The following is a 14,388-nucleotide window of genomic DNA, read 5'->3' as shown; positions in this document are numbered from 1 at the left end:
CCGCCCGGAGGCGGCCCGCCCGATCAGGGGAAGTCCACCCCGCGGATGAGGGTGTACGTCGGGTAGGTCTTCGGGTTGCTGCGCGTCTTGCGCACCCGGGTCTCCAGCCGGTAGATCGCCGAGTCGACGCGCTCCGGGGCGGCGAACGTCACCGTGAACCGGCCGTCCGACGCGGGCTTGATCCGGGCGACGACCTTCGCCGGCGTCCCGCACTCGGTGCGCTCCCGCACGGTGATCGTGGCGACCGGCGCCGCCAGCGGGCGGCTGACCCGACCGCTGATGCGGATCTCCGAGCCCTGACGCAGGCCGGTGATGTCCATCCGCCGCGCGAGCTTGAGGTTGAGCGACCGCTCGCCCTCGAGCTCCGCCCGGTACCGGGCGCGGTTGGTCGCCCGGACCCGGGCGCTCGGCAGGCTGACGAACGCCTCGAACGTCCCGTCACGCTGGACGGTCGGCCGCGCGACGATCGCACCGGTCGCCTGGAAGCGCAGTGCGACCCGCTTCCCGGCCTGCGTGGCCCGCGTGACGCCCTGCAGGCGCACCCGGTTCCCGACCCGGCGCACGTCCACCAGGACGAGCGAGCGCTCAGCGCAGTCGAGCATCAGCTGCCCGGAGGTCCGCCGCACGCGGTACGTGGACGTCGACGTCGTCGTCTGCCCGAGGACGCTCGTCGTGGTCACCGTGATCGTGTGCACGCCGGGCTGGTCGGTCGGCAGCGGGGCACCCGACGCCACCGGGACGGTGGTCCCGTCGGGCTTCGTCACGGCCGCCGTGCAGACCGTCGACAGGACGACCCCGGAGCACGTGTAGCTGACCGGGAGGGTCTCGCCGAGTCCGACGACGTGCCCGTCCGCCGGCGCACCGACGACCGGGCGGTTCGGCGCGGCCACCACGTAGCTCGTGGTCGTCGTCGTGCTCTGGCCGAGCGCGTCGACGCCGGTGACCGTCACCACGTACGTCCCGGGGACGTCCGTCGGGAGCGGCGCCCCGCTGGCGATCGGGACGACGGTCCCGTCCGGGCGGGTGACCGTCGCCGCGCACGTCACCGGGGCGGCGGCGCCACCGCAGCTGTAGTTCAGCGGACGGTTGGCGCCCTGCGGCAGCGTCGTGCCGTTGGGGGAGGTCCACCGCCGGAGCGGTCGGCGGCGGCGCCAGCGACGCCGTCGCCGTGTCGTTGGTGGACGTCGGGTCGGCGTCCTGGCCCTCGACGCGGGCGGTGTTGTCGACGCGACCGAGCGTGCCGACCACCCGGCCGGTGACGGCGATGCTCGCCGTCGCACCGGGCGCGAGCGAGCCGACCAGGCAGCGGACCGTGCGACCGTCGACGGTGCAGCCCTCGGTCGCCGTGGCGACGTCGGTCACCGGCGCCGGGAGCTGGTCGGTCACGACCGCCCCGGAGCTCGCGGTCGTCCCGCGGTTGCTGACCGTGATCTCCCAGGCGAGCGTGGAGTCCGCCCCCGTCATCGCGGTCACGCGACCGGTCTTGGCGATCGCCAGGTCGGTCTCGGCGCCCTCGCAGTAGGTGCCGTCGACGTTGCCGTTGACGGCCTCGGTGCGACCGACCGACACGAGCGAGAACGTGGGCGTGGCGGTGTCCGCCCCGGCGATCCGGACCTGCCGGATCTCGCTGCTGGAGTTGAACACCAGTCCGAGGTCGCCGTTGCCGAACTTCCAGGCCCCACCGGCGGCCTGGACGAGCCCGCCGGGCACGACGCCCGTGGCGGGGAACGCGTCGACCTGACCGGTGGTCGGGTCGATGCGCATGATCGTGGCCTGGTCGTTGTGCTTGCCCCAGAGCCGCCCGGCGATCAGCGCGAAGTCGGAGACCTTGGCGGGCGCCGAGAGCCCGACCTCCGTCGCGAGGCGGTTCGCCACGTCGATGCGGTACATCGTCGTGCCGTCCAGCGGCTTGACGTAGTACGCCCCGTCGGGTCCGAAGGCGCCGGCCGCGTAGGTACCCGCGGGCAGGTTGGAGACCGCCCCGAGGTCCGTCGTCGCGGCGTCCTGGACGCCGAGCTTCAGCAGGTGGCCGTTCTCGGCGACCGCGTAGACGAGGCCGTCGGCGGCGTTGTAGCCGATGCCGTTGTAGGTGACCGAGCCACTCGCGTCGATCGCGGAGGTCCGGTATCCGCCGGTGTCGGCGACGACCCGCAGCAGGTCCGCGGGCGAGTTGCCCGAGACGATGATCTGCCCGGGCGTGCAGCGCTTGGGCCCGGAGCCGTCGTTGCACGCGGGGACGCCCGGGGTGCTCGCCGGCGACGCGTTGCCCGCCGCGTCCGTCTGGGTGGCGGAGACGGTCGTCCCGCAGGCGAACGGTCCCTCGACCTGCCAGGTGCCGTCGTCCTGGACCGGGGTCGTGGCGATCGGGCTCGCGTCCTGGTCGAGCACCGTGACGGTCGCCCCGGGCTCGCCCTCACCGGAGAGCGTGCCGACCTGGTCGATCGCGATCACGGTCGGGGGTTCGGCGGGCTGGTGTCGGGACCGACCTGGAACGGCGCCGAGTACTGCGACGAGCGTCCGGCGGCGTCCTGCGTCTGCACGCGGAAGTTGCCTCCGGTCTTCGTCGTCGGCAGCGTCACGGTCGTGGTGGCGCTGACGTCGTCGATCCGACCGACGTACTCCTCGGCGTTGTCGTCGGCCGTCCAGAAGACGTCGACGTCGACGGGCGTGGTCGGTGCGGTGTTGGCGCCCAGCGGCGGCGTCACCGGCGCGACCGTCAGCTGCACGGACACGCCCGGGTCGAGGACCGCGGCGGTCGGACGCCAGGTCTGGATGCGGCTGTTGGCGCGGCCGCCGTAGTTCGTGACGAACCAGCCGGACTGCGCCTCGCTCTGGATCGGCGAGGTCGTGCCGCGGGTGTTCTGGTCGAACGTGTTGCGCTCCATGCGCGTGCGGCCGTTGCCCAGGGCGACGATCGGCCCCGACGCGGCGGCCTTGTAGCCCTGGACGCTGTTGCCCGTGAAGGACCAGCCGGTGTCGGCGCTCTCGGCGACGTTGGCCTGGCTGTAGATCGCCCAGCGGTTCTGGAAGACGCCGTCGTCCTGGCGAAAGACGTTGTTGCGCACGACGTTGTTGGTGCCGGGCTGCCGGATCCAGACGGTCGTCAGGCCGTCGCCGCGCTGGTTGATGAAGTCGTTGTCCTCGATCACCGCGTCGGTGTACGTCGCGTCGACGAAGTCGAGCACGTGCTGGAAGACGTCCTCGAAGCGGTTGTCGCGCAGGACGAGGCCGTCGTGCGCGCTGCCGCCGTGGTCGACGAACGCCCAGCGGGTGCCGTCGAAGGTGGAGTCCTCGACCCGCAGGTCGGTGGTGTCGCTGTTGGGGTAGGCGAAGATCGCGAACGCGTTGTCGGCGACGAAGCGCGAGTTCGTGATCGCGAGGTCGGTGGTCGAGCTGCCGCTCTGCAGGCCGACGGCGTACCCGGCCGGGCTGTCGAAGTCGGAGTCCTCGACGGTGAAGCCGTCGATCTTCGCGTCGAGCTCCACCCAGAGGTCACCGAACTGCTCGGTGCCCTTGCTGTCCAGGCGCGTGATCGCGACGTTCGAGACGGGGTCGTCGCCGGCCTGGGCGCGATCGACGAAGATCGGGAAGCGGAACACGCTCACCGCGTCGAGGTCGGTGATGGTCACGTCGGACGCCTCCGAGATGATGCCGACGCAGACCTCGAGGATGGGGTCGTCGGATCGGCGCAGGTGCCGTTGACGATCGTCGTGTTCTGCGTGCCCTTGTCGACGACGATGCTCGAGTCGCCGCCGCGGAGGTTCTGGAAGTTGCGGATCGTCACCCCGTCGCTGCTGACGAGGAAGATCCCGTTCGGGGCGTCGTCGGCGGACTCGATCTTGATGTCGTTCCCGAGGTCGACGGTGACCGGACGGTTCGCGTCGATCTGGAAGAAGTAGTTGCTGCCGAGGTAGTCGTTGCTGATCCCGTTGTGGAGACGCCGCCGGCCTTCATCTTCAGGCCGTTGGCGGGCAGGGTCAGCGTGCCGGAGCCGGCGAAGACGATCGCGATGTCGTCACCGGGGGACGCGGGGAGCGCGTTGGCCTGCTGGATCGCGGCGCGCAGCGTGCACGTCGCGTTCGCGGTGGCGCAGATCCCGTCGGCCGTGTTGGCGTCCGAGCTGGCGGCGGCGACGCTCGTGTTGACCAGGGAGTCGACGGTGAACGTCGTCGTCGCGGCGTGGGCGGCCTGGGGCAGCGCGAGCAGCGCGAGGACGGTGAGGACCGCTCCCCGGACGCGGGCACGCCGCCGCCGTGGACGTTCGGGCGGGGGCGGCGCGACGGCCACCCGAGGGGGCGCACCGGGACACGCGGATGGTGCCTCCTTGCAGGGAGGACGTTCGATGCTGACTCGCGTTCTAGACACCCGGGCGACGCTAGATCAGCGACGGGTGTCGAACGTTCATGCGCCATCAGATTCCGGCGGGCGACGACTGGGACATCGCCGCAACCGCGACGGACGGCGAGAGGCACCCCAGGTTGGATTCGAACCAACGACCTGCCGATTAGAAGTCGGCTGCTCTATCCAGCTGAGCTACTGGGGCACGGGACGCGCGCGGACCGTACCGCAGCGTCTCCTGGCGCACGGCGGCCCGCCGACGATCGGGGCGGCCGGATTCGAACCGGCGACCCCTGCTCCCAAAGCAGGTGCGCTACCAGGCTGCGCCACGCCCCGATGGCCCCCATGGTGGCAGCGCCGCGCCCGGAGCGCCATCGGCAGCGACGCGGCCGGGCGCCCGGGCGTCCGACGAACGTCCACCCGGACCCTCCCCAGCTGGTGCGTCCTGGTGCGACGGCCGACGCAGACCGTGACCGGGGCCCCGCCCCCGTCGCCTCCCTCAAGCCCTCATGCCCAAGCTCCCGCGCACCTCCCGCGCGGCGGTGATCTGCGCCCTCGTGGCGAGCGCCGCCGCCATGCTCCCGTCCCCCGCCCGCGCGGCGGACGCGATCCTCCCGTCGCTGCCGATCTGCCTGGACACGGTCGTGCTGCCACCGATCGGCACGTGCGTCCCGGCCCCGACCCCGACGCCCTCCCCGACGCCGGCGCCCGAGGAGCCGGCGCCCACGCCGCCGGCGAGCCCGGGCGCTGCGCGGACCGCAACCTGCAGCCGACCGCGGCGACGATCGCGCGCGTGGAGCGGGCGACGCTCTGCCTGCTCAACCGCGAGCGCACGAAGCGCGGCCGCGCACGCCTGCGCGCGCAGTCGACGCTCGCCGGGGTCGCGGACCGGTACGCGGCGCAGATGGTCCGCGAGCGGTTCTTCGCGCACGTGTCCCCCGCCGGCACGACGATGCTCGCGCGGATCCGGCGCACCGGGTACCTCGAGGGCGACATCGCGCGCTGGTCGGTCGGGGAGAACCTGGCCTGGGGCACAGGGAGGATCTCGACGCCCGCCCGCATCGTGAAGGCCTGGATGGCCTCCCCGGGCCACCGGCGCAACATCCTCGACCGCAGCTACCGCGAGATCGGCGTCGGGGTCGTGCTCGGCGTCCCGGAGGATCCCCGCGCGGTGCGACCTACGTCACCGAGTTCGGGCACCGCGTGCGCCGCTGAGCCCGACGGCGGGCCACGCGGGTCGCGGGGCGTAGCATCTGGGACATGAAGGTCATCTCGACGCGCTCCGGCACGTTTAAGCAGACGGTGAAGATCCGCGGCCACCAGCTCGTGGCCGACGAGCCGACCGATCTCGGCGGCCAGGACGCCGGCCCGACGCCGGAGGAGCTGCTGGCCGCGGCGCTGGCCTCCTGCACCGCGATCACCATGGAGATGTACGCGCAGCGCAAGGGCTGGGACGTGGCGGGCCTGGAGGTCAGCTGCGAGTTCCAGGCCTCCGAGCGCGGCAAGCCGACGACGTTCGAGCTCGATCTCCGCATGCCCGCCCATCTCGACGACGAGCAGGTCGAGCGCCTGCGCGTGATCGCGGCGAAGTGCCCGGTGCACCGCACGCTCGACGGCGAGGTCATGTTCGACGAGCGTGTCTCCCGCGCCTCCCTCGCCTGAGGCGCCGGACGCGGGGCGCTCCCCCGCGCTGCGCTCCCGGCTGCTCGACCCGCGCGACGCGGCCGGCCTGTCCGTGCACGGTCGCACGACCGCGGCCGTGCTCGTGCCCCTGTACGTGCAGGACGACCGCCTGCACGCCGTCTTCACGCGCCGCCGGGACGACCTGCGCCGCCACCCCGGGGAGATCAGCTTCCCGGGCGGCCGCCGCGACGACGCCGACGCCGACCTGCTGGTGACGGCGCTGCGCGAGGCGGAGGAGGAGATCGGGCTGCCGCGCGAGGACGTCGAGATCCTCGGCGCGCTGCAGCCGACCCCGACGATCGCCACGAACTACGCGGTGTATCCGTTCGTCGGGCTGATCGAGCCCGGGCACGTGTGGACGCCGAGCGACGGCGAGGTCGCCGAGATCCTCGAGCTGTCGCTCCCGGATCTCGTCGCCGGGCACGGTCGCGAGCGGCTCGTCCGCCGCGGGGTGCCGTTCCGCACCGACGTGTACGTCGTCGACCGGCACCTGATCTGGGGCGCGACCGCGCGCATCCTGCACGACCTGCTCGAGCGGCTCCCGGCTGCGGTCGTCTGACGCCGCGGGGCGGATCCCCGCGGCGCCGGGTGCCGGACGCCGACCGCTCAGCGGCGGACGACGAGCACCGCGGTCCCGGTGAGCGGCCGGCCGCCGTCCCGCGCCCGGACCCGGGCGGTGACCGTGAGCCTGCCGGTGCGCCGGACCTTGCTGCGCGCCGCGCCGACGAGTGGGACGACGATCGTGGCCGCGCGCCCGGGCCGCAGGGCGAAGCTCGCACTGCCGACCGTGGACGCGGTCGTCCCGCGCAGGATGCCGCGCAGCGTCACGGTGCCGCGGCAGATCCCGGTGGCGCTCGCCGGGCAGAGGACCCGGAAGCGCGCCGAGCCGGCCTTCGTCATCCGCGTGCGCAGCGACGGGGCGGCGAACGCGACGGTGACCGGGGCGTCCTGGGCGACGACCGGGGCCACCGGGATCGGGGTCGGAGCCGGCGGGTCGGGCGTCGGGCTCGGCGCCGGCGGCTCGGGCGTCGGGGTAGGGGTCGGGGTCGGGGTCGGAGCGACGCCGGAGCCGGTGAGCGCGGTGGTCGCCGGACCGCCCCCGCCCTTGGCGGTGTACGCCAGCGTCAGGCCGCCCGTCGCGTCGCCCGCCGCGGTCGGCGCGAACACGAGCACCACGGTGCAGGTCTCGTCGGGGGGCGAGCACGAGCCCGTCGGCGCAGGTCGTCCCGGTCGGCCGGATCGCGAACCCGGAGCCGGTGACCGCGGGAGGCGCGAGCGTGACCGGGTTCTCCCCGGAGTTCGTCGCGGTCACCGTCGTGGTCCTGGTGGTGCCGAGCGTCACCGGGCCGGCGGCGTAGCTGCCCGGGTCGACCGACAGCGGCACGTAGCCGGCGGGTGGCACGACGCGGACGGTCGACGTGACCGTCCGGGTCTGGTTCGAGGCGTCGGTGACGACGGCGGTGAACGTCACCGTGTCGCCGAGCTGGTCGAACCCGGGGGTGTAGGAGAAGGCGTCGTACGGGGCCTTCCCGTCGACCACGGGGGTGTCGCCGTCGACGCTCAGGGCGACCGACTTCACGCCGAAGTCGTCCGCCGCGACCACGACCGGCGCCGCGTCGACCCCGGCGACGATCGTGCCGCCGCCGAGCGGCTCGTCGATCGAGGCGGTCGGCAGCGCGTCCGCGGTCACGCCCGGAACGGGCCCGCCCTGGAGCGCGGTCAGGACCTGCTGGGTCGTGCGGGTCGCTCCGCGCCTCGATCGAGGCCGCCGGGGTGGTGTCGTCCCCGGAGATCCCCTGGCAGGTCGCGCTGCTCGGCGCTCCGACGATCGGGCCGGTGTTGCAGCCCCACCAGTTCTCCAGGCCGAGCGTTCCCGGCGTGAAGGCGGCGGGCGCGCCCTGGCGGACCGCGTCGTTCGTCGCGTTGGCGTTGAACGCGCCGTAGCCGTTGCCGGTGAACACGTTGTCGTAGACCGTGAGCGCCCGGACCGTGGGGTTGGACGGGTCCGGTCCGGTCTCCGCGTCGGTCAGCAGCACGCCGACGGACTGACGTGCGTCCGGCGTGTAGGAGTTGCCGGTGATCACCGACTTGGTGACCTCGCCGCGGTGTCCGGCGTGGTAGCGGATGCCGGTCTGCGGGATCAGCGTGTCGGGGCCGGAGCCGGTGACGGTGGACTGCACGACCCGGCCGTAGGCGCGGATGCCGGACCGCTGCGCGGTCGTGGCGGAGCCGTCGGTCCCGCGGGCGTCGTCGAACAGGATGCCCCGGCCTGGTAGCCGGTGACGAGCGTGCGCTCGACCGTCACCTCGCGGCGGATCGTGCCCTCGCTGGCCCCGACGAGGTGGTTGGTCTGGACGATGCCCCAGCCGTGCGGCCGGGCGGCGAGCTCGGTCGCGTCGGCGGCGCGCAGCAGCGGTCCGACGCGGCTGTTGCGCACGACGCCCGAGGTGTTGAAGAAGGCGATGCCGGCCTCGGCGTAGATCGTCGGCGACTCGACGGTGACGCCGGAGATCGTCGTGAAGTTCTCGTCGAAGTCCGAGGAGCCGCCCGCCTGGCGCGAGACCGTGATGACGTTGCCGCCGCCGTCGCGCAGGTACGGCGCGGTGCCGGCCAGCGTGGGGCCGAGCGCCGCCGCCGGCCGGATCGTCACCTTGTCCGCGCCGGCGCCCAGGAGCGTGAGCGGCTTGGTGATCGTCTGGCCGTTGCGCGACCCCGTCTGGGAGGGGGAGTTCGCGCCGGAGGCCGGGACGGAGCTCCAGGTAGAGCCCGGCGCAGATCACGACCGTGTCGTGGGGACGCCTGCTGGACCGCGGCCTGGATCGAGGTGAAGCCGGCGTTCGGGCAGTCGAGCCGGTCGTCGTCGACGGTGTAGGTCGACGCCGCCGCGACCCTGGGGAGCAGCGCGGCGAGCGCGAGGACGCGCCGCGGCGCGGGGAGTCGGGAGAGCACGGGTGGTTCATGGGGTGGTGAGACCTCGGTCGTCGATGGGGGCGGACCGCGCGCGGGCCGCTCGCCGCCCGAGCGGGCGGCGACGAGCACGGTATGGACCGGGTGGCTTCCCCTCTCCGACCGACGGGCGAAGGTAGTCACGACTACATCCGACCGGCGGTCGGAGATTCGCACCACGTGGCGCACCTAGTGTTGCCGCCGCCTCACCGGTTGCGGCCGCGCAGTGCGCGTGGGCCGGTCCGGTGGCGTTCCACCCCTCCATCAGGAGCCCCTTGCACACCGTCCGCACCCCCCCGTCGCACCCGTCTCGCCCTCGGCGTCCTCGCCGCGCTCAGCGCGCTCGGCACCCCGGCCGCCCCCGCCCTCGCGCAGCTGCCCGACCCCATGGTCCGCGGGTCGCTCGGCGTGGAGACGAAAGAACCCCTACACGCTGGGAACCGTCACGCTGCAGGAGCCCAACGCCGGCGGCGGCGCCACCACCGGCTCGGCCGCCGGCGACGCTCCAGGTGCGCGGGACCGCCTACCTCCCGAAGGACAAGCCCGGCCCCGCCCCGGTCATCGTCCTCGTGCACGGCAACCACACCCAGTGCGACTCGGGGACCTCGCCGAACTGCACGGCGTTCAAGCGCAACGACCTCGGCTACGGCTACCTCGGCGAGAACCTCGCCAGCTGGGGCTACGCGGTCTTCTCCGTCGACCAGGACCAGATGATGGCCTTCCAGGACGGCCTCGCGCGCGGCATGCACCAGCGCCGCCTGCTGATCGCCGCGACCCTCGACGCGCTCTACAAGGCCAACCAGGAGCCGCTCCCGGAGGGCCCCAACAGCAACGTGGGCGCCGACCTCGTCGGTCGTCTGGACTTCTCGCGCATCGGCCTGATGGGCCACTCCCGCGGCGGTGACGCGGTCACGAGCTTCATCGACTACAACCGCAGCCGTCCCTCCCCCGGCCGCCGCTACCCCGCTGCGCGCGGTGATCTCGCTCGCCGGCACCGACTACGAGCGGCGCGCACCGTACGGCGTGCCGTACTCGCGCACCTGCCGCTTTGCGACGGCGACGTGTCGAACCTGCACGCCGCACGCAACTTCGAGCGGGGCCAGTACATCTTCCCCGGGGACCCCTTCCCGCGCGTCCAGTTCGCCATCCACGGCACGAACCACAACTGGTACAACAGCGTCTGGGACTTCGACGGCGAGGACTCCAACACCGGCGACCAGGCCTGCACGATCACGGCCCCGACCACCTCGCCCAACCACGTCCGTCTCTCGCGCGGCACCTACGACTCCGCCAACCGCGGATCGGGTGACCCGGCCCGCATGGGCGACCAGGCCCGGATCGGCCTCGCGACGATGTCGAGCTTCTTCCGCCGCGTACGTCGGCGGCGAGGTCGACTTCGAGCCGTTCATCACCGGCGAGACGCAGGAGGACGGCACCACGCCGGTCGTCCCCGCCAGCGCCTGCCCGCAGGGCGGGACGACCAACGCCACGTCGGGTGGCACGCGCATCCCGTGCGTCGAGCGGATGCTCACGAGCTACTTCGGGCGCCGGCGAGCGTTGGGACGTGCTCGACCCGGACCCCGACGAATCGCTGACGGTGAGCGCCATCGGCACGTCGATCACCGCGTCCAGGTTCGCGAACCCGTACGTCAGCGGCGCGGCGTGACCCCGCAGCCGGCGACGACCGCCACGGGCATCGACTGGTAAACCTGACCCGAAGAACTTCTCGGACACCGCGCTGGGCGGCCCGACGCCGAACCTGCCGCAGGGCGACAAGCCCTGCCCGGTCCCGGCGATCGGCGCCCTCGGCGGGCAGAGCGGCACGCGCGAGAACTCGCCGGTGAACAACTCCTACGGCCTGCAGCTGGCCGTGGCGTGGGACAACCCGCTGGGCACCGGCGGCGCACCGGCGACGCTCGCCACGCGGGATCCCCGCAGGCCGCCGGTGACGTCCGGGGCTTCAAGGCCCTGGCCCTCGCCGCGGCGGTGAACTTCTTCGACCCGCGCAACCTGGACCGTACGCTTGGCGACGGCGCCGCGCTGTGGAACCCGGCGGCCAGCACGCAGGACTTCACGATCGCGCTCACCGACGCGTGGCGGGTCGGACCGCCACGGTATCCGCGGCCGACCCGTGGTTCGGCAACGCGCTGCACCCGACGGTCGGCTCGACCACCGAAGGTCCACATCCTGCTCAACGAGATCCGTGCCGCTGTCGGTGTTCGCCGGGCAGGGCCTCGACCCCGGCGCCGTCCGTAAGCTCGAGCCAAAGCTTGGCGAGTGGCAGTTCGCGACCGGCTCGATCCAGCTTGCCGACGTGCGCGCTTCCAGGAGGCCACCACCGGGCTCCCCCGGTGTTCGCCGAGACGACGCGGCGGAATGTAGTTCTGCTTCCGGCCCGACCTGCGGCCCGGACCCGATGGCGATCATCGACGCGACGCAGCGCGTCAGCACCGCGGTGGCCGGTGACGTGATCGGCCTCTCCGGCGCGGTCCGCACGGGCGCGGCGTGCACCGACCGGGTCGCCCCGTCGCTGGCGCTCGGCCGGATCGCGGTCACCGGTGGGCATGGATGCGCGGCACGGCCCGTGACCGCGGCTGCCGCTCCACCGCGCCGCGCACGGTGCTCGTGTCGCTGACGCGGGGCGGCCGGGGCGGGCCGCCGCCGCTTCGTCACCCCGTCCGGCCGACTCTTGCGGGTCCCGCCGTGCGGCCTGGCGAGCTCGTTCGTCGCGACCGGCACGCGATTTTCCGCCTGAAGTTCGCGCGCCGGCTGGGCGCGGTCGCCACGGTCACGGTCCGGGCGCTCGACGCAGCGGGGAACGCGTCGCGGCCCGCACCGTACGGGTGACCGTCCGTTGGGCGGAAGCCGGCGGTCCGGGGTCGCCCGCGGCGGGCGGTCCCGGACCGTCGCGGTTCAGCGCTGGGGCGTGGCGCGCACGGCGGTGCGCAGCGAGTCGATCGCCCTGCGCGCCCGCGGGCACCCAGGCGTCGACGTCGCGGCCGTCGGCACGCAGGTACGCGGGATCTTGTTCTTCTCGCCCGTGCTTGCCGCTGGCGAGCAGCTCGTCGGCGACGGTGCCGGCGTCCTCGAAGACGACACCGCGCACGGTGGTGTCGGTCGTCTTCCAGCAGCATCTTCAGCCGCGAGCCGAACAGCGCCTCGAGCTTCGGGATCCTCGTGCTCGGCGGTGCCGAGCAGCCAGCAGAGGACGGTGACGTTCTCCAGCGCGAACCGGATCGTGCCGACGACGTCGGGCGTGCCGACGTAGCACTCCGCGCCGACCGCCTTGATAGTCTCCGCGGCGCGCCCTCGCGCGACACGATCCATAGGTGGCTCCTCGGCGGTCAGGGGCGAGCGGGCCAGCGCGAGCCCGCGCTCGCTGCCGCCCCCGATCATCAGCACACTCACAGCTCGTCTTCCTTCGATCCGGGCCCGGTACTCCTCGGCGCTGATCGGCGGCAGGCCCTGGCCGTGCGGCGTCTGTTCTTCACCTCGAGCATCCGCTCGATCTCGAGGCCGGCGAGGTACTCCTGCTGCGGCGGGTACGTCCGGCGGAGGACTCCTGGACCCGCGGTTGGTCGAGCGTGCCCAGGGTGAGCTCCTGCTGCCCAGACGGCGCCGCTGCCGGTTGGCGACCCGCATCAGCGTTTCGAGGTCGTCGACGCCGTTCTGCGCCTCGACCTCGGGGGAGCGCGTCGGCTTCCAGTCCACGACGTCGGCGCCGGAGCCCAGTAGCGGCCGAGGAGGCGGAGGGCCACGACCACTCCGGCGCTGCCGCCGAGCATGATCACCGCGAAGGGATCCACCGCCTGAGTGTGGGGTGCCCGTGATCGGGACGGTGTGTCCGATACGGTCCGGCACATGGACTTCGACCTCTCTGACGAGCAGCTGCTCGTCCGCGACACCGCCTGGGAGTTCGCCGAGCGGGCAGGTCGCGCTGCGGGCCTGGGACAACTCCCGCAACGAGCACTTCGACCGCGAGCCTGGTCGGCGAAGATCGCCGCCCAAGGCTACCCGGCGCGATCGTCCTGCGGGTGCGGGGGCGCCGGGCTCGACTACGTCACCTACGGGCTCGTCGTCGAGAACGTCGCCCGCGCGTGCAGCGCGATGTGGACGGCGATCAGCGTGCGGACGTCGCTAAGTCTGCTCGGTCCTCGTCACGTTCGGCACGGAGGAGCAGAAGCAACGCGTTGCCGCCGCAGCTGTGCAGCGGCGAGATCCCTCGGCTGTTTGCGCTGACCGAGCCCGACACCGGCTCCGACGCCGCGAACCAGAAGACCCAAAAAGGGACAGCGGTCGACGGCGGTTGGACGCTCAACGGGTCGAAGATGTGGGATCTCCAACGGCAACGTCGCGAAGCTCGCCTGGTAACGCAGACCGACCCGTCGCTCGGCCAAGCGGGCGTCGCCTCGGGCTTCCTCGTCGACAATTTAGACCAGGATTGCTTCGTCCCATCCCCATCCACGGGAAGATGGCACAGTACGTTGGCCGACACCGCGTCGATCGCGCTCTCGACGACTGCTTCGTGCCCGACGATACGGTCCCCATGGAGGTCGGCCAGGGCTTCAAGATCGCGATGACCTCGTTGACTCGGCCGCTACTCGGTCGCTGCGGCCTGTGTCGGCATCTTCGCCAGGGGGTCCCTGGGAGGAGTCCGTGAAGTACGCGCAGGGAGCGCCGCCAGTTCGACCGGCCGATCGCGTCGTTCCAGCTCGTGCAGGCGATGATCGCCGAGATGTGCGTGAAGACCGACGCCGCCTCGCACGCTGCGCGCGGGCTGGCTGAAGGACCAGGGGCCGCCCCAACACGACGGAGACGTCGATCGCCAAGCTCTTCGCCACCGAGGCCGCGGTCTGGTGCGCGAACGAGGCTATCAGGTCCACGGGGCGCTGGCTACGTCGACGACCACCCCGTGGAGCGCTACTTCCGGGACAGTCGCGTGACCACGCTCTACGAGGGCACCTCCCAGATCCAGAAGCTCATCATCGGCCGCGCGGAGACGGGGCATCAACGCCCTGGTGCCGTCGTGAGCGCCTTCGCCCCCATCGGCGTCGTCGGCGCGGGCACCATGGGTGCCGGCATCGCCAGGCCGCCGCCCGCAACGGCGTCCCGGCGATCCTGCCGACCCGATTCCGGAGGCGCTCGAGCAGGGCCTCGCGCGGATCGCGAAGAGCGTCGCGCGGTCCGTCGAGAAGGGCCGCATCGACGCCACCGAGGGCGACGCGATCGTCGCCCGCGTCACGGGCGCCGGCGAGATCGGCGGGCTCGCCCCTGCCGCTGATCATCGAGGCCGCCCCGGAGCGCCTGGAGCTCAAGCACGCGATCTTCGCACAGCTCTCCGCCGGTCGCCCCGGACGCGGGCTCCTGGCCTCCAACACGTCCTCGATCCCGATCACCGCGATCGCCCCGCGCCGCCGCACG

General features: G+C 73.0%; 17 protein-coding genes, 2 tRNA genes and 1 pseudogene. 10 read left to right on the top strand and 10 right to left on the bottom strand.

Going from position 1 to position 14,388, the window contains the following annotated elements; genetic code table 11:
• Positions 1–23: 23 nt before the first annotated feature.
• The 7 genes from GKE82_RS00095 to GKE82_RS00065 form a co-directional block, all read right to left on the bottom strand.
• Entirely contained in the window at positions 24–602 is a 579-nt protein-coding gene (locus tag GKE82_RS00095; RefSeq protein ID WP_154731950.1) for a hypothetical protein, read from the bottom strand.
• Complete coding sequence (locus GKE82_RS00090; RefSeq protein ID WP_154731949.1) at positions 586–2,451, bottom strand: DUF6923 family protein; 1,866 nt, start codon at positions 2,449–2,451, stop codon at positions 586–588. Before GKE82_RS00090 ends, GKE82_RS00095 begins: the two co-directional genes overlap by 17 nt.
• Complete coding sequence (locus GKE82_RS30460; protein ID WP_154731948.1) at positions 2,448–3,629, bottom strand: hypothetical protein; 1,182 nt, start codon at positions 3,627–3,629, stop codon at positions 2,448–2,450. The genes GKE82_RS00090 and GKE82_RS30460 overlap by 4 nt, the downstream gene beginning before the upstream one ends.
• A complete protein-coding gene (locus GKE82_RS00080; protein WP_154731947.1) occupies positions 3,626–3,784 on the bottom strand; it encodes a hypothetical protein in 159 nt (52 codons plus the stop codon). The genes GKE82_RS30460 and GKE82_RS00080 overlap by 4 nt, the downstream gene beginning before the upstream one ends.
• On the bottom strand, positions 3,781–4,287 hold the full coding sequence (locus GKE82_RS00075; protein WP_154731946.1) for a hypothetical protein: 507 nt from the start codon (positions 4,285–4,287) through the stop codon (positions 3,781–3,783). The genes GKE82_RS00080 and GKE82_RS00075 overlap by 4 nt, the downstream gene beginning before the upstream one ends.
• Before the next feature lie 182 nt (positions 4,288–4,469).
• Positions 4,470–4,543, bottom strand: a tRNA-Arg gene (locus tag GKE82_RS00070).
• A gap of 58 nt (positions 4,544–4,601) precedes the next feature.
• Positions 4,602–4,674: transfer RNA gene (locus GKE82_RS00065), tRNA-Pro, on the bottom strand.
• Positions 4,675–5,002: 328 nt separating this feature from the next.
• Between GKE82_RS00065 and GKE82_RS00060 the strand changes: the two genes are divergently transcribed.
• From GKE82_RS00060 to GKE82_RS00050, 3 genes are read left to right on the top strand one after another with little or no spacing between them, the layout of a single operon-like run.
• The gene (locus tag GKE82_RS00060; protein WP_154731945.1) at positions 5,003–5,602 is read left to right on the top strand and encodes a CAP domain-containing protein; all 600 of its coding nucleotides are present in this window, start codon (positions 5,003–5,005) and stop codon (positions 5,600–5,602) included.
• Positions 5,599–6,000 carry an OsmC family protein gene (locus GKE82_RS00055; RefSeq protein WP_107570038.1) on the top strand — a complete coding sequence of 134 codons (402 nt, stop codon included), beginning with the start codon at positions 5,599–5,601 and terminating at the stop codon, positions 5,998–6,000. Before GKE82_RS00060 ends, GKE82_RS00055 begins: the two co-directional genes overlap by 4 nt.
• Complete coding sequence (locus tag GKE82_RS00050) at positions 5,975–6,580, top strand: CoA pyrophosphatase (RefSeq protein WP_309233278.1); 606 nt, start codon at positions 5,975–5,977, stop codon at positions 6,578–6,580. Before GKE82_RS00055 ends, GKE82_RS00050 begins: the two co-directional genes overlap by 26 nt.
• 47 nt (positions 6,581–6,627) lie before the next feature.
• Here the strand turns inward: GKE82_RS00050 and GKE82_RS00045 are convergent, their stop codons facing one another.
• Positions 6,628–7,188, bottom strand: a complete 561-nt coding sequence (locus GKE82_RS00045; protein ID WP_154731944.1) for a hypothetical protein — start codon at positions 7,186–7,188, stop codon at positions 6,628–6,630.
• Between the two features lie 609 nt (positions 7,189–7,797).
• Here GKE82_RS00045 and GKE82_RS00040 point away from each other — a divergent pair.
• On the top strand, positions 7,798–7,965 hold the full coding sequence (locus GKE82_RS00040) for a hypothetical protein (protein ID WP_154731943.1): 168 nt from the start codon (positions 7,798–7,800) through the stop codon (positions 7,963–7,965).
• 196 nt (positions 7,966–8,161) lie between these two features.
• Here GKE82_RS00040 and GKE82_RS00035 read toward each other — a convergent pair whose 3' ends face one another.
• On the bottom strand, positions 8,162–8,671 hold the full coding sequence (locus GKE82_RS00035) for a hypothetical protein (protein WP_154731942.1): 510 nt from the start codon (positions 8,669–8,671) through the stop codon (positions 8,162–8,164).
• An 805-nt stretch (positions 8,672–9,476) separates the two neighbouring features.
• On the opposite strand from GKE82_RS00035, the gene GKE82_RS00030 reads away from it, so the two are divergent.
• Both GKE82_RS00030 and GKE82_RS00025 read left to right on the top strand, forming a co-directional pair.
• Positions 9,477–10,562 carry a hypothetical protein gene (locus GKE82_RS00030; RefSeq protein WP_154731941.1) on the top strand — a complete coding sequence of 362 codons (1,086 nt, stop codon included), beginning with the start codon at positions 9,477–9,479 and terminating at the stop codon, positions 10,560–10,562.
• 608 nt (positions 10,563–11,170) lie between these two features.
• A complete protein-coding gene (locus GKE82_RS00025) occupies positions 11,171–11,602 on the top strand; it encodes a hypothetical protein (protein ID WP_154731940.1) in 432 nt (143 codons plus the stop codon).
• A 278-nt stretch (positions 11,603–11,880) separates the two neighbouring features.
• On the opposite strand, the gene GKE82_RS00020 is transcribed toward GKE82_RS00025, so the two are convergent.
• Positions 11,881–12,375 carry a hypothetical protein gene (locus tag GKE82_RS00020; protein WP_154731939.1) on the bottom strand — a complete coding sequence of 165 codons (495 nt, stop codon included), beginning with the start codon at positions 12,373–12,375 and terminating at the stop codon, positions 11,881–11,883.
• Between the two features lie 453 nt (positions 12,376–12,828).
• On the opposite strand from GKE82_RS00020, the gene GKE82_RS00015 reads away from it, so the two are divergent.
• The 4 genes and pseudogenes from GKE82_RS00015 to GKE82_RS31105 form a co-directional block, all read left to right on the top strand.
• Positions 12,829–13,206 carry an acyl-CoA dehydrogenase family protein gene (locus tag GKE82_RS00015; protein ID WP_154731938.1) on the top strand — a complete coding sequence of 126 codons (378 nt, stop codon included), beginning with the start codon at positions 12,829–12,831 and terminating at the stop codon, positions 13,204–13,206.
• Positions 13,158–13,547: an acyl-CoA dehydrogenase family protein gene (locus tag GKE82_RS31115; protein WP_375336981.1), complete on the top strand. Its 390-nt coding sequence runs from the start codon at positions 13,158–13,160 to the stop codon at positions 13,545–13,547. Before GKE82_RS00015 ends, GKE82_RS31115 begins: the two co-directional genes overlap by 49 nt.
• Before the next feature lie 101 nt (positions 13,548–13,648).
• Positions 13,649–14,248 (top strand): annotated as a pseudogene (locus tag GKE82_RS31110) (acyl-CoA dehydrogenase family protein); the annotation flags it as partial.
• On the top strand, positions 14,239–14,388 hold a 150-nt coding region (locus GKE82_RS31105; protein WP_375337028.1), incomplete at its 3' end, for a 3-hydroxyacyl-CoA dehydrogenase NAD-binding domain-containing protein. The pseudogene GKE82_RS31110 and the gene GKE82_RS31105, both read left to right, overlap by 10 nt.

This window comes from Conexibacter sp. W3-3-2 (assembly GCF_009707605.1).
Taxonomy (GTDB): domain Bacteria; phylum Actinomycetota; class Thermoleophilia; order Solirubrobacterales; family Solirubrobacteraceae; genus Paraconexibacter; species Paraconexibacter algicola.
Note: the sequence above shows the minus strand (reverse complement) of the source record. Positions and strands in the feature narration are given on the sequence as shown.

Bases quoted from the DNA above. Each gene is read 5' to 3' on its own strand.
- GKE82_RS00015 (WP_154731938.1), top strand. From the start codon at position 12,829: ATGGACTTCGACCTCTCTGACGAGCAGCTGCTCGTCCGCGACACCGCC.
- GKE82_RS00055 (WP_107570038.1), top strand. From the start codon at position 5,599: ATGAAGGTCATCTCGACGCGCTCCGGCACGTTTAAGCAGACGGTGAAG.
- GKE82_RS00095 (WP_154731950.1), bottom strand. From the start codon at position 602: ATGCTCGACTGCGCTGAGCGCTCGCTCGTCCTGGTGGACGTGCGCCGG.